This window comes from Fibrella rubiginis, from assembly GCF_017353185.1.
Lineage (GTDB): Bacteria > Bacteroidota > Bacteroidia > Cytophagales > Spirosomataceae > Fibrella > Fibrella rubiginis.
Genome location: NZ_JAFMYV010000015.1, coordinates 1 through 14,405, shown reverse-complemented (window position 1 = coordinate 14,405; position 14,405 = coordinate 1). Strand labels below are relative to the sequence as shown.

The 14,405-nt window shown below is 52.9% G+C and carries 12 protein-coding genes and 1 pseudogene; 6 read left to right on the top strand and 7 right to left on the bottom strand.

Annotated elements, in window-relative coordinates:
- Positions 1–119 precede the first annotated feature (119 nt).
- Positions 120–2,252: a methylmalonyl-CoA mutase gene (scpA, locus tag J2I47_RS23285; RefSeq protein ID WP_207367026.1), complete on the top strand. Its 2,133-nt coding sequence runs from the start codon at positions 120–122 to the stop codon at positions 2,250–2,252.
- A gap of 16 nt (positions 2,253–2,268) precedes the next feature.
- Here scpA and J2I47_RS23280 read toward each other — a convergent pair whose 3' ends face one another.
- Complete coding sequence (locus J2I47_RS23280) at positions 2,269–3,363, bottom strand: glycoside hydrolase family 130 protein (protein ID WP_207367025.1); 1,095 nt, start codon at positions 3,361–3,363, stop codon at positions 2,269–2,271.
- A 337-nt stretch (positions 3,364–3,700) separates the two neighbouring features.
- Here J2I47_RS23280 and J2I47_RS23275 point away from each other — a divergent pair, with 337 nt between their 5' ends.
- Complete coding sequence (locus J2I47_RS23275; protein ID WP_207367024.1) at positions 3,701–4,213, top strand: DUF4890 domain-containing protein; 513 nt, start codon at positions 3,701–3,703, stop codon at positions 4,211–4,213.
- Between the two features lie 81 nt (positions 4,214–4,294).
- Here the strand turns inward: J2I47_RS23275 and J2I47_RS23270 are convergent, their stop codons facing one another.
- Together J2I47_RS23270 and J2I47_RS23265 are read right to left on the bottom strand one after the other, a co-directional pair.
- On the bottom strand, positions 4,295–5,506 hold the full coding sequence (locus J2I47_RS23270) for a sensor histidine kinase (protein WP_207367023.1): 1,212 nt from the start codon (positions 5,504–5,506) through the stop codon (positions 4,295–4,297).
- A 136-nt stretch (positions 5,507–5,642) separates the two neighbouring features.
- Positions 5,643–7,856: a tetratricopeptide repeat protein gene (locus tag J2I47_RS23265; RefSeq protein WP_207367022.1), complete on the bottom strand. Its 2,214-nt coding sequence runs from the start codon at positions 7,854–7,856 to the stop codon at positions 5,643–5,645.
- A gap of 116 nt (positions 7,857–7,972) precedes the next feature.
- On the opposite strand from J2I47_RS23265, the gene J2I47_RS23260 reads away from it, so the two are divergent.
- Complete coding sequence (locus J2I47_RS23260) at positions 7,973–8,860, top strand: DNA/RNA non-specific endonuclease (RefSeq protein WP_207367021.1); 888 nt, start codon at positions 7,973–7,975, stop codon at positions 8,858–8,860.
- A 79-nt stretch (positions 8,861–8,939) separates the two neighbouring features.
- Here the strand turns inward: J2I47_RS23260 and lysM are convergent, their stop codons facing one another.
- Positions 8,940–9,407, bottom strand: coding sequence for a peptidoglycan-binding protein LysM (gene lysM, locus J2I47_RS23255; protein ID WP_207367020.1), 468 nt, complete (start codon positions 9,405–9,407; stop codon positions 8,940–8,942).
- A gap of 228 nt (positions 9,408–9,635) precedes the next feature.
- On the opposite strand from lysM, the gene J2I47_RS23250 reads away from it, so the two are divergent.
- The 3 genes from J2I47_RS23250 to J2I47_RS23240 all read left to right on the top strand — a co-directional run bounded on the left by J2I47_RS23250 (position 9,636) and on the right by J2I47_RS23240 (position 12,547).
- The gene (locus tag J2I47_RS23250; protein WP_207367019.1) at positions 9,636–10,991 is read left to right on the top strand and encodes an SGNH/GDSL hydrolase family protein; all 1,356 of its coding nucleotides are present in this window, start codon (positions 9,636–9,638) and stop codon (positions 10,989–10,991) included.
- 100 nt (positions 10,992–11,091) lie between these two features.
- Complete coding sequence (locus J2I47_RS23245; protein ID WP_207367018.1) at positions 11,092–11,901, top strand: porin family protein; 810 nt, start codon at positions 11,092–11,094, stop codon at positions 11,899–11,901.
- A gap of 220 nt (positions 11,902–12,121) precedes the next feature.
- Positions 12,122–12,547 carry a LytR/AlgR family response regulator transcription factor gene (locus J2I47_RS23240; RefSeq protein ID WP_207367017.1) on the top strand — a complete coding sequence of 142 codons (426 nt, stop codon included), beginning with the start codon at positions 12,122–12,124 and terminating at the stop codon, positions 12,545–12,547.
- A 9-nt stretch (positions 12,548–12,556) separates the two neighbouring features.
- On the opposite strand, the gene J2I47_RS23235 is transcribed toward J2I47_RS23240, so the two are convergent.
- From J2I47_RS23235 to J2I47_RS26690, 3 genes and pseudogenes are all read right to left on the bottom strand, one after another.
- Entirely contained in the window at positions 12,557–13,840 is a 1,284-nt protein-coding gene (locus J2I47_RS23235) for a hypothetical protein (protein ID WP_229374899.1), read from the bottom strand.
- A 177-nt stretch (positions 13,841–14,017) separates the two neighbouring features.
- Positions 14,018–14,146: pseudogene (locus J2I47_RS27060) on the bottom strand (hypothetical protein); the annotation flags it as partial.
- Positions 14,147–14,180: 34 nt separating this feature from the next.
- Positions 14,181–14,405: hypothetical protein (locus J2I47_RS26690; protein ID WP_229374897.1), on the bottom strand; the 225-nt coding region annotated here is incomplete at its 5' end.

The window sequence follows — 14,405 nt, the reverse complement described above, 5'->3', positions numbered from 1 at the left end:
TGACCACAAGCATAGCACAATCACTCTATTTAGATTTTTTCTAAACAATCATATTTGCGTCCTATTCTGTTATTTTGATATGCGGGCGCAGCTAGTCTATTCGTGCGTCAGCCAACAACATGCGTCCCAACTTCTCCACTGTACCTGCCTACCCAACCCCGACGGCCCCTGTTGCCCAACCAGGTAAGTCCTACACCACCTCGGAAGGCATCCGGCTAAAACCGCGTTTTTCGGAGGCAGATATACCTGTCAGTCTGGCTGGTTCGCAGGCGGGTATTCCGCCGTATCTGCGTGGGCCGTATTCGAGCATGTATGTGCGCCAACCGTGGACAATCCGGCAATATGCGGGGTTCTCCACGGCCGAGGCATCAAACGCGTTCTACCGGCGCAACCTGGCCGGTGGTCAGAAAGGACTATCGGTGGCGTTTGATCTGGCCACGCACCGGGGCTACGATTCCGACCATCCGCGTGTGGTAGGCGACGTAGGCAAGGCCGGTGTAGCCATCGACTCAGTGGAGGATATGAAGATCCTGTTCGACCAGATTCCGCTCGATCAGATGTCGGTATCCATGACCATGAACGGGGCCGTATTGCCTATCATGGCGTTCTACATCGTAGCGGCTGAAGAACAGGGTGTTTCACCGGAGAAGCTATCTGGCACGATCCAGAACGACATTCTGAAGGAGTTCATGGTGCGCAACACCTACATCTACCCCCCTGCCCCGTCGATGCGGATTATTGGGGATATTTTCGCGTACACCAGCCAGCACATGCCGAAGTTTAACAGCATCAGCATCAGCGGCTATCACATGCACGAGGCTGGTGCACCCGCCCACCTCGAACTGGCCTACACCCTTGCCGACGGGCTGGAATACATCCGTACGGGGCTGGCAGCGGGTATGACTATTGATCAGTTTGCACCGCGCCTGTCGTTTTTCTGGGGTATTGGCATGAACCACTTCATGGAGATTGCCAAGCTGCGGGCGGGGCGGCAGCTTTGGGCTACACTGGTACAACAGTTTAGCCCAAAGAACGCCAAATCACTGGCCCTGCGCACCCATTGCCAAACGTCGGGCTATAGCTTAACTGAGCAGGACCCATTCAACAACGTGGCCCGCACCACCATCGAGGCCCTGGCGGCGGTGCTGGGCGGTACCCAAAGCCTCCACACCAATTCCCTCGACGAAGCCATTGCCCTCCCCACCGATTTTTCGGCCCGTATTGCCCGTAATACCCAGTTATATCTACAACATGAAACCAACGTTACCCGCGCCATTGACCCCTGGGGCGGCTCCTACTACGTGGAATACCTGACGCAGGAACTTGTCGAAAAAGCCACTGCACTGATTGACGAAGTGGAAGCACTCGGTGGCATGACAAAGGCCATTGACACGGGTCTTCCCAAGCTCCGTATTGAAGAAGCCGCCGCCCGCAAGCAGGCCCGCATAGACGGGGGGAAAGACGTGGTTGTGGGCGTAAACCGCTACACACTGGCTACACCCACCGAGATTGAGCTGCTCGAAGTAGACAATCAGGCTGTGCGCGAAAGCCAGGTTCAGCGACTGGCGCAGATAAAGCAAACACGCGATCAGGCAGCGGTAGAGAAGGCATTACAGGCGTTGACGGCAGCGGCGCAGTACCCCACCGAAACGTCAAACCTCCTTGCCCTCGCTATCACGGCTGCCCGGCACCGTGCCACGCTGGGCGAAATTTCAGATGCTATGGAAAAAGCCTTTGGCCGCCACAAAGCCACTATCCGGTCTGTATCGGGGGTGTATTCGGCGGAGGTATCGGATGATGAAAACTTCCGTATTGCCCGCGAAATGACCAATCGGTTTGCCGCTGAAGAAGGTCGCCGTCCCCGAATTCTGGTGGCCAAGATGGGGCAGGACGGCCACGACCGGGGCGCCAAAATCATTGCTACGAGCTTTGCCGACCTGGGTTTCGATGTCGATATGGGTCCGCTGTTTCAGACCCCCGCCGAAGTGGCCCGGCAGGCAGCCGAAAACGACGTGCACATCGTGGGCGTGTCGAGCCTGGCGGCGGGTCATAAAACGCTGGTACCGCAGTTAATTCAGGAATTAAGAGCCATCGGCCGCGACGACATCATGGTCATTGCCGGCGGTGTGATACCCGCCGCCGACTACCAGTATCTCTTCGACGCGGGCGTAAAAGGCGTTTTCGGCCCCGGCACGGTTATTTCCATTGCCGCCCAGAAAATCCTGGCCGAGTTGATGGCAGAAGGAGTGTAGCCTCGGCTACTGATAACTACTCGGTAATGGCCAAACCAACAAACGAATCGGCGGTGCCGTAGTAGAGAAACCACTTGTTTTTGAAATAGACCAGACCCTCAGCAAAGGTGGTGCCTGCTCGGTACTGACCCGTTACTTCGTGAAACAGCGTTGGCCGTACAAACGGCGTCTCTGAACGGGTAACCACATTGCGGAGATTACGGGGGTCAAACACCACGTGGCCTACTGAATACGTACCCTGTGGCAGGTCTTTGCTGCTCGTACCGGCGCGGTCACTGTTTTTACCGTTGTACAGCAGCGTCACGCCCTCATCCGTGATAATAGCTGGCGGACCACATTCGGTCAGACTACTATCAAATTTACCAGATCGGGGTTGAATTAAATAGCTCAACTTTTTCGACGAATCTATTTCAGGATACCAGTCATATAAATTTTCAGACCAGGCTAGATTTACGCCCAGTTCGCCCCAATACATCCAATATTTACCCTTTATTTTTGCCGCTACGAAACTATTACCAACTCGTTTCGTAATAATTGAACCTGACTTACTATTTGTATTTTTAAATAGCCCATCATAGGCTTTATAAAAAGCGGGTCCTTTTTTGGTCCAGTGCAACAGATCGCGGGAAAAGGCGATAGAAAGGCGCGGATTTTTGTAGTTCCAGGCGGTATAGGCCATTACATACGTGCCGTCTTCGGTTACCACCACGCGTGGGTCTTCGCAACCACCCGGCGTATCAAATTGGGCAAAATCGTCCTTGTCAGGATAAAGAACGGGGGTCGGGTATTTTTTGAAGTGAATGCCATCGGTGCTTTCGGCAAGGCCAATCCGTGACGTTCGGCCACCCAGATGCGCTTTTGGATTGTCTTCACACCGATACAGCAGCATCACTTTACCGTCTTTCACAATGGCCGCCGGATTAAATACATCGGCTTTCTGCCAGCGCACCAGTTGATTCGTGGTTGGCGAAATAAACGTGAAGCTTGAATCAGCTTGTAGTATTGGGTTTTCAGCCGGTTTCACAAATTTCTCGTATTGAATAGCAGGAAATTTACCGGTCTTACAACTGACCGATAAACAAATAAGCAAAAGAATAAATGATTGCTTCATACCACGTATACTAGTCAGGGAAGATCGCATTTAATGAATAAAATTAGGTTGGTGAGAGAAGGAATGCAGAAAATAGAATTACTCAAACTTCAGTGTTATTTTTGACGAGCGAATCATAAATCCACTATGGAATCTCTTACGCCTGGTGCAGGCCTCATCTTTTGGCAAATTATTATTGTTGCCTTCGCGCTGTTTATACTGGGAGCCGTGGTAAAATGGGCAATTCGGCAATACAGATCCTAGCCTTAATCAGGCTCTAATCCACGCTTAACGGGCTTCTAATGCAACGTGTGGTGCATTGGCACATCTTTACGGCATTACTAACCAGGATGCACTAATGAACCCGAAACGAATACTGGGTGGCCTGCTATTGACCGCCGCAACCCTTTCAACAACCAGTCTGCTGGCCCAGACAGCGCCTGCGGCTACCCCACCCGCCTCTACCGCTCCCGCCGATCAGGGTCGGGTAAATCGCATGAACCGGCGGGGCAACATGAATGCTATGGGCGGCATGAAAGGCAATTATAAAGCGGCCGACCCCGCCACCCGCGCCCAACGAATGACCGACCGCCTCACTAGGCAATTGGGCCTCGACGATGCCACTTCAAAGAAAGTATATGAAGCAGCACTGAGCCGTGATCAGCAGGTGGATGCCATTCAGAAAAGCACCGACGACAACCGCACTAAAAACCAAAAGTTGAAAGCCAACGCCGACCAGTTTAAAACGATTATGCAGGGCATCCTGACCGCCGATCAGTTCACGAAATTTCAGGCCATGCGCCAGCACGGTGGCCGTGGTAAGGGTGGCAATAAACACGATGACGACCCAGGAACGAATCAGACTAACTAAACAGGTTGTTCTCTTTCTTCATCAAAACGCCCCGGCTAACAGTAGCCGGGGCGTTTTGATGAAGAAAGAAGCCAGTTAAGGTTACCGGATTGGCCAACGCATGATGAAGGTGGCCCCTTCGCCGGGTTTACCGTGGGCCTCAATGGTGCCACTGTGGTTTTGCATTACGCGCTGACAAATAGCCAAGCCAATACCCGTCCCCGAGTAGGTAGTGCGCCCATGAAGTCGCTGAAAAAGACCCAGTACCCGCTTATTGTATACCGGGTCGAACCCGATGCCATTGTCGCTGATGGTTAGCTGATGCATGGGATCTTCGCCAACCGTGACCTGTTCGTAGTTCAGCTGAATCAGAGGCGGTTTGGCCGCATCACTGTATTTCAGAGCATTGTTAAGCATGTTTTCAAACAACTGCCGGAACATGAAGCCTACAACGGGTAAAGTGGGTAGCGGACCAGACTCGATAACGGCCTGTTTTTGGGTAATTTCATCACGCAAATCGCCTGTTACGTCGGTTAGTAACTGCGCCAGATCGGTGGGTTGCGGCGGGTTAACGTCCTCATTCAGATGCGCGAAGGCAATCAGGTCGCGAATGAGGGCCTGCATACGTTCGGTAGCCACCACCGAACGGCGGAAAAACTCCCGCCCCTGTTCGGTCAGGTTATCAGCCTGACCAGCCAGGATCATTTCGTTGAATGTCTTGATCTTCCGCAACGGCTCCTGAAGATCATGACTAGCCATGTACGTAAATGCATTCAGTTCGTTGTTGCGCCGCTCCAGTTCACGATTTTTGGCTTCCAGCTGCCGGTTCAACGTTAGCAATTCGGCCTCCTGCTGTTGCTGCTTGGTGATGTTCATGTCGATGCCGAACACCCCAACAGGCTGCTCCTGCTCATTCCGGATGATACGCCCGATGGTATGAATAAAAATCTCACGGCCAAACTTGTCATACCGCCGGTATTTCATCTCCACATTCTCACCAGCCAGCGCCTGATTAATAGCCGATTGTAGGATTGGCAGATCGTCGAGGTGAGTCGATTGAGCTACGCTGTCCAGGTTTACTTCCATCTCGTCGGGTTCGTAGCCCCAGAACACGTACATCTCCGGACTCCAGTGAATCGTAGTGTCGCCAAAATACCATTCCCAACTGGCCATACCTGCCATGCGTTGTGCCTGACTCAGCTGGGCTTCTCGTAAAAGCAACCGCTCCCGAACCGACCGCTGCCTACCCGGCCGGGGTAACAATATACCGTTTCGATCAACAGAAGGCAATTGATTATCAGCGGATTGGCTCATCGAGAAGACAGTTGTGAAGAAGTACAAATGTGCGGATAGGCACACGTAAAAGTAGACATTCTCAATGGATTGTATGTAAAAACAAGAAGGCCGCTTTATAAAGCGGCCTTCTCATTAGTATGTAACGCGGTGACAATCAGTTTTTCGTAATTACCGAGTCGGGTAGGAACCGGACATCCAGACCGGTTGCTTTTTTCAACGCGGCGAAGTTATTCTTGCCATCCTGATAAGCCGGGTTCACTTCCATCGACTTATTGTAATAGTACGACGCCAGTGGGTATTTGCCTTCGTTCTGATAGATCACACCAAGGTTGTTATAAGCCGGCGCGTAGGACGATGCCGCCCGAATGGTCTGCTTGTAGTAATACTTGGCCGAGTCGACGTTGGGGGTAATGCGCTGAAACACATAGGCCATCGAGAAATACGATTCCCCGAAGTTGGGGTATATCCGGCACGACTCCTGCAGGTGATCCAGGGCCCAGCGGGCATATTTTCCGGCCTCCTTGTTGTATTCGGGTAACATGGCCTGGTATTTCTTCACCGAATCGGGTTTGGTACGGTAGCGGGCCATACGCGTATTGGCCGTGTCGATAAGGGCGCGCTCCTTCAGGCCTTTTTCAATCCACTCATTCGCTACGTGGCGCTGCACCTGACAACTCGTACCCGCGTAGGGCAGTGCCGAATTAAAGAGCACAAAATTATTTTCCCAGTCAGGGTTACGCGTCACGGTTTTGAACGAATACAGTCCCGTTGTGATACCAATCACCAGGGCCAGGGGAGCGTAGTTCATTACCCGCGCCAACACCGGTTTTGGCGTTAGTAGCGACGTGCCTGTTGCTGGCGTTTCAGTTTCCTGGTCAGTGAGCTTACCAGTTGCTTCTTTCGACCAGCCCATGCGTTCGGCCAGTGCCTGCACGGCCCAAACCAGCACGAAGGCAAAGCCCATGACCGAGGCATACAGGAACCGTTCGGCCAGAATACCGCCCCGACTGGCAATAAAGCCCAAGCCCGGCATCATGGTAACAAAGAACCAGAACAAGCCAAAACCCCAGAGCGAACGACGACGGAAGCCAATCCACGACAGTATAACCATACCCACCAGGGCCACAAAGCCCAGCCACGTCATCACATCGCCGGTGCCGCCAGTAGGAATCACATTGTACGAATAGTCATACACCAGGGGATGCGGGAACACCAGAAGCCGCAGGTAATACAGGAAGAACTTGAACATAGTCGAGGTCTTCGTATTCAGGATGGCATAGGGGTAGTTGGCCCAGTCGGTGGGAGGATTGCCACCCAGTGTGCCAATCATCTGCTTCTTCTGGTAGAAAAAGAGGGCCGTAATGATCAGCAAGGGCCACAGGCTCACCAGCGACCGAAACACGTTGCGCTTGCCGAACCAGTACTGCATAGCCGGAATCAGGGCCAGACTCACCAGCGATGACTCTTTCGACAGAAAGGCAAAATACAGCGCCGCGCATGACAGGCCCACCCATGTTGTAGACAAGGCGCCCATCACCAGCACGCCAATGATACCCCCCACCGTTGGGCCAAACGAGTTGACCAGCAGGCTGCTGCCAATGACCCAGCCACCCACCACGTTGAACACCGTGAGCAGACCGCCCAGGGCCCAGTCGGTTTTGCGGCCTTCGTACCAGAACTTCGTGTTCGATTCCAGCTGCTTCCAGTAGGTAAGCAGCATAAGCGAGATAAACAGGAAGCTCAGCAGCTCGTCGCGGCCTTTGATATTGGCCACAATCTCGGTATGTACGGGATGGGTGATAAAGACCAATCCCACTAAAAATGCCACTACAACCTTACCGGGCAGCCATTTTTGCAACAACGCCCCTATGCTCACGCCAGTAAGGCCGTAGAGTACAGCGTTGATCATGTGGCTATATTCCGGGTGTTTATCGCCGAAATATTCTTGCTCCAGCGCAAACGTAATCAGCGATAGTGGCCTGTAGTAGCCCAGCGAAATGTTGCTGAAGTGCCAGAATTCAGTGCGCATGAGGTCATTGATACCCTTCAGCCCCTGTTTCACAAACAAATTTTGTCCAATAGCGGCAATGTCGTCAAGCGCGTACTGATGGCCGAAGGTGTTCACATACAGCAGTAAGCCAATGGCCCCCAGCGCAACCAAGGGCCACCAGGCAGTGGGTGTGTAGGGTAGTGGCAGATCTGACTCTGCGGGGGTAGCGGGCCGGGCGGATGACGGAAGTGGCTGACTACGAGCAGGCTGTGACCGAACAGGCGAAGTTGCGGTGGGGCGTTGGCCTGCCACGGGTGCCGTGGGCTGCGCAAGGCCATAGCCAGGGCGTTGCGGCACCGGCGGTTTTTTCTTACTCATACGATATGGGTCGTATTATGGGTTTTCGGCCAACTAAAGCCATTTTTGGGTATTCGGTACGTTTTACGGGTAAAGAAAATCAGGGTACACTTATTCTAAAGTAAAGTTCTACAAGTATGGCAACAAAATCAACGTTCGTTCATGGCTGGTTGACCCGGCTACCCCTCACGGTGCTGTTGGTAGGTGCACTCAGCGGGTGCTTACGGCCACCAATGCCCAGCAAGCCACCGGTCGAAGCGGGTAAATCAATCTCATTCGTTAGCGAACACCTGACCCTGGGCAATCCCAGTGAGGCGGCACAAACTGACCCTAACAACTACCTGCTCACCAAGCCGCAATTTGCGCTTTGTTTCAACAAAAGCCGGGGCATTGCCAACTGGGTGAGCTGGCATTTGAGCCTCGACTGGCGGGGCAACGCCGCCCGCACCAAAAGCTTCCGACCCGACCCCGACCTGCCCGCTGGTTTCTCTACCATCAAAACAGCTGACTATGAGCGAACTGGCTTCGACCGGGGGCACCTCTGTCCATCTGACGACCGCGACAAGAGCCCAACCGATAACGCCGCCACGTTCGTTCTATCAAACGTCGTGCCGCAAGCACCGCTCCACAACCGCGAAACCTGGAAATACTTAGAAGAATACGCCCGTAAACTGGTTGATCAGGGCAACGAAGTCTACATCACAGCAGGAGCAACGGGCGTAGGCGGCACAGGCGAACAAGGCGACGCCACCAGCATTGCCGGCGGACGGGTAACAGTGCCCGCCGCCCTCTGGAAAGTATTGCTGGTGCTACCCAATGGTACCGACGACATCAACCGTATTGGCCCCAATACTCAGGTGATAGCTGTTTATATCCCCAACACTCAGGCAGCGGCCAGCCAACCCTGGCAGAGTTATAAGCTCACCGTCAATGACCTGGAGCAAAAAACAGGTTACCGTTTTTTCACCAACCTCTCCCCCGATCTACAGCGGGCTCTGAAAAATCAGGGCATTGGCAGCAACTAGCGTATGCCTGTTAGAGAACCTATAAAAAAGCCTGTTCCGGTACCGGAACAGGCTTTTTTATGCGCTGAAACGCCAGGTTTTATAACGCAGGAATGCGCAGCACCTGACCAGGATAGATCAGATCGGGGCTTTTCAGCATTGGTTTGTTCGCTTCGAAAATGACGCCGTACTTCATAGGGTCACCATATACTTTCTTCGAGATGGCCGACAGCGTGTCACCCGACTCCACGGTATGGTAGGTGGCTTCTGGCTCTGGATTGTCCACTACCAGTTGGTTGTCTACTACGGTTACGCCTTCCACATTACCCACGGCAAGGGCAATTTTCTCGGCATCTTCCTGCCTGGCCACCTGCCCCTCCAGCGTTACGGTGTCGCCTTTGGTTTTAATGGTCAGCTTCTGGAACGCCAGGCCCAGTTGCTTCACGTGGTTGAGCAGCGCACTGGCTTTCAGCGGTTCAGGATCGGCGGCGGGTGTGTTGGCGGCAGGCGCATCGTCCTTGCCGAAAATCTTTTCACCAACGCCTTTGAAAAAGTTTAGTAGGCCCATGTTTTGAAACAAGTTGTTTAGTTGTGCATCATATACTGACAATGCAAGCAAAGTGTTTTTACGATTGAAACCAAACGGAATCTTTAGAACACCTGGTCCAACCCCGCATTTGCACCAGTAGATAGCATTGTGGGTAGTAGATAACTAAATCTCAATATTATCTAGTCTTACTATGGTTAACCATATCAGCATACCTTTGTGCGTTTTTTCATTTTGTAAAATCTAACTATGCAATCTAAACAGTACTCTATCTATCGGTGGAGCATCCTGGTGAGCCTGTTGGTGGGTACAGCGGGCTGCTTCAACAACGAAGAAGCTCAACGTGTTGATCCAATCTCGCCTGGCACCGCCGATTTCACGCGTTACGTGGCCGTCGGTAATTCGCTCACCGCTGGCTTCATGGATGGTGGCCTCTACCGCGACGGCCAGTTGAATTCATACCCTTACATATTGTCGCAACAGTTTCGGCTGGTGGGAGGACGCGGCTTTATCCAGCCGCTGTTCAGCACTGATCAGGCTAATGGTACGGGCTATTTAAAGCTGACGTCGTTACCAACGGCTACCAACCCACTGCCTACTATCGTACCAGTGGCCCCGCAGGCCGTACGCGGGCTGTTGAACAACCGGCCCCTATACACCAAGTTTACGGGCACTAACAACAACCTCGGCGTACCGGGTATTCGCATGGGCGATATTCAGACACCGGGCTACGGCTCCCCACAGGGCAACCCCTACTTCGAGCGGCTACTTCCCGACGGTACCCCCCTCCGCACTTACCTGCAATATGTGAGCGACAACCTGACGGGGGCTACATTTTTCTCGTGCTTCATGGGTAATAATGATGCCCTGGGCTATGCTACTTCGGGTGGGGTGGTACCCTTTACGCCAACGCCGCTTTTTACCACAAACTACAACGCCCTGCTCGACGTGCTTACTGCCAGCGGTCGCAAGGGTGTGGTCATTGGTATTCCTAAAGTTACTACCGCCCCGTTCTTCCAGGTGGTTACACTTGCGCAGGTACTGGCAGGTGTGAATGCAGCTGTACAGAAGGCCAACCCTGGCGCACCGGCCATTCCGGCGCTGGTGATTGAGTCTCCACTGGCTACTGGTGGTATTCGGGCTACTAAAGCAGGTGATCTGCTGCTGCTCAGCCAACAGGCAGATTACGCCACTATCGGCAGCACGGCCGTGGGTACTAAAAAAGGTCCCTACGGTCTTTCGGCCCTGAATCCCTTGAGCAACGCTTCGGTACTGGACGCTGAAGAAGTAGCCGCCCTGAGCGCTAAGATTGATGAGTACAACGCTATCCTGAAAGCGCAGGCCGACAGCCGTACGCTGGCTTACGTTGATCTGACCGCGCTCAATACACAGCTTTCAGCAACGGGCGGTTATGTACAGAATGGCCTGGCGTTCTCGTCCAACTACGTTTCGGGCGGTGTATTTGGCCTTGATGGCATTCACTTTACCGCTGCTGGCTACGCCTTGCTGGCCAACGAAATTCTAAAGAGCATCGGCACAACATACAAGGCCAGCATCCCCGCTGTGGATCCCACACGCTACCGCAAAGTGCTTGTTCAACCTTAAAACAGACACTGGACGTTGGATGCCAGATCTTGGATAAGACTGGTCTGAATGCAATTTTTTGTCCAAAATCTGGCGTCCATTCTTCAGCACCCCTATACACATGAATCAAAAATCATACATACTGGCCGGGTTGTTACTGGTTTCTGGTGCCGCAATGGCTCAGCTGCCCACCCGCCTTACGGAGTTTGGCCTGAAAGGCGGTGTCACTTTCGTAAACGGCTACACCACCATTCCAGCGCAGCCGACAAGTATTGTCGGCGTTCAGGTGCCGCAACTTGATAACAAGAACAACGGCATTGGCACGGGCTATTCGGTGGGCGCATTTGTGCGGTTTAACAAGTACAACCGCAAAGGCTACGTACAGGTCGAGCTAACCTACAACCGATACCTGTTGAAGCAGAAGACAAACCTTACGCTCGACGTAAATGCTAATCCGGCCCTGGCCGCCCGCCTGCCGCTGACCTTTGCACCCGGCCTGCTCAACGCCACTGTCGACGCCACGTCGGAGTCGGTGATTGAATCGTACAACGTACCCGTGCTTTTTGGTCGCCGGCTGTTCAACAATAAGCTCCGGGCCTATATTGGACCTACGCTGCTGTTTGTAAACAAATCATCGGCCACACGCACCACGCAAGGACAGATTAACCCCAATACGGCCATTGGTTTCAGCGCGGCGGTGCCCATCCCGGCCACTACCGAAACCACTAATCTGCTTAGCCCACGCGAGGCTGCCAATTTGCAGGTAAAACGGGTTACCTGGGCCCTGGAAGCTGGTTTGGGCATTTCGCCACTGCCATTTCTGGATGTTGACATCCGCTACGCTGTACCAGCTGGCGGCGTTTACAAAGACACCAATATCAAAGGTTACCTCGGTATTGCCACACTGACCGCCGGCGTCAAGCTGCCGTAGAACAGGATTGTAAAGTGGGCCATAAAAAAAGCCGCTCCTGATCTCAGGAGCGGCTTTTTTTATGGCCCACTTTACAATCCTGTTGCCTCACATTAACGCTTCATCCCCCCTAATTGCCGGTTGATGGGCTGTTTGTGCATTTTCGGCGTGTGGTAGGTTTCGGAGACATAAGGGTGTCGATAGCTTTACAACATCGTCTTGCTAAACAGCTACCCCGATTATGATCTACGCTTGCTACGCCCCCATTGCCTCGCCGCAGCCTGTTCGGCCCACCGTTAGCCCGGTTATCAGGCAGCAGTTGGAACTCCCCTTCCGCAACCGGACCATCACCATCGCCACCGCCGATATTGTCTGGCTGGAAGGGGCCAGTAACTACACGTTTATTCATACACGTGACAAGCAGCGGTATCTGGTCTCAAAGAACCTGAAGCGCCTCGAAGAAGCTTTAATAGACCCCGCCTTTTGCCGCGTTCACAAATCGGCAGTAGTAAATCTGGCCTACCTCTACTACGCCAATTATGGCCTGGAGGCACATCTACGTCTGAAAAACGATGAGTTGATCACGATTTCGCGCCGACGTATTTCGTCCGTACGTCGGCACGTACACACTCATCAACGGTTAGTCGCCACCAGCGACTCAAATTAACGTAACGACCTAGGGATTTTTTAGCATGTCATCTTCTAGGGACACGATCACGGCGTTATTGCCTCCACCGCTGTTCGCTTTATTGTAGTAGTTACCCGAGAATTCACCATCCTGATACGATTTTCCAATGGCAAGCTTAAAGCTCAAACGTACTGGGTTACCCACATTTACCGGTGTACGACGCACTGGTACCTGATCAAGGGGATACGCATTTCGGATGGCTGCAATTACGTTGGTGAGTTTATTAATCCCCTTCCTGTTTTCGGCTTCATCACTGCCGTCGCCAGCTACCATGGGCTGAGCCATAAGGAAGACGGTACCATCGTACTTGAAGAAATTCAAACCGTGACCAATGCAATCCTGCTCTGTTTGAGAATTGATGCCCACTTCCTGTGCGGCCCATTTATCAGCAGCTCGATCGCCAAGGGTTAGGTTCACCGTAAGGTTGTGGTCAAAGTTGGCATCATCGTTTAGCTTCATTCCTTTTATCCATTCTGGCAGTAGCAGCCGAGCTCCGGTGGTGCCGCATGCTGGTGAATTGGCAACATGTACATGTGGAAACTCACCCATCAAATTCCAGAGCGGATTAACATCGTGAGCGGCCCAGTATGCTTTTTCTATAAACTCTTTCAGGCTCAAATGACGATGATAATACCATAATCGCCAAGCTGGGAAAGGGTAACCCATGGGAGGGGAACTAGCTTGAGGAGTGGGAGGCATAATGGCATCCCATGATGACCATGAACTGGCAGCATAGTTATTATAGGCTGGCAAGCTATTATTAAACCAAACCTTAAGGCGCTCACGGTATTTAATTAGGGAAGGTAGAGACCAGTCAAACTCTACATCACGCTCACCACTCGAGGCATCCACTCCAATATAGTTTCGGGTGCCGTAATTGGTTTCTACCTGTTTAGAATTCGCTAAACTAAAACCGATGAGATTATTGCGATAACTGGCATTGTCGTTGAGGTGATTAGCCACTACCCGAATAAACGCTACAGCTCTATTGACACTTTCTTGATGGTCTAACGAGAAGCATACTTTCTGATCCTGATAATAAGGATGACCATAATTATCAACCACATAACCTGCCTCTGGAAACCAGATTTTGTTGCCGATCCGGTTACCATCCAGTCCAACACGCACCATGAGTTTCATGTTTTTGGCAAGTGCGTAGTTAAGTTCTGTATCTAGTCGAGTCCAGTCATAAGACCCATCTGACCGCTGAACATCCGCCCAATCGATAGTAACTTGTACGCAGTTAAGACCGGCCCCGATAGCAGCGTCCAAATACCGTTTGCCTAACGGATCGCTGCTGTTGGCCTGCCCAATGCTCTGTATACCCAACCAGCGACTTGTGGCCAGATTATACGTCGGTTGGTCTGCACTGGGAGGTGTAATATCCCTTTGTGATACGTTAATGGTCCAGGTTATCCCTCCCCCACTCACCGTTACCGTAGCCGCCCGGCTAGCGCTACTGCTGTTGGCGGTGGCCGTAAGGATGAAACTGCCATTGCCACTACCCCCCGCAGCACTGGCCGTTAGCCAGCCACTAGCGGGCAGCCCGCTTACACTCCAGCTCACGTTGCTGCCCACACTAATCACCTGGCTGTTGGCACTGCTGCTCCAGCTAAGCTGACTGGGGGTGACCTCCAGCTGTGCCGACGGCGGCGGAAGGGGCGTAACGGTGAGCGTGACCTGCACCGCCGTGCAACTGCCACAGCTGGTGCACTCCACCTGGTAGGTTGTCGTGGTCGCTGGGCTCACACTCAGGCTGCTCCCTGTGCCCACCACGCTGCCCCCGGTCTTCCAAGTGTACACCGCCCCGCTGCCCCCACCACTGACTGCCAGTGTA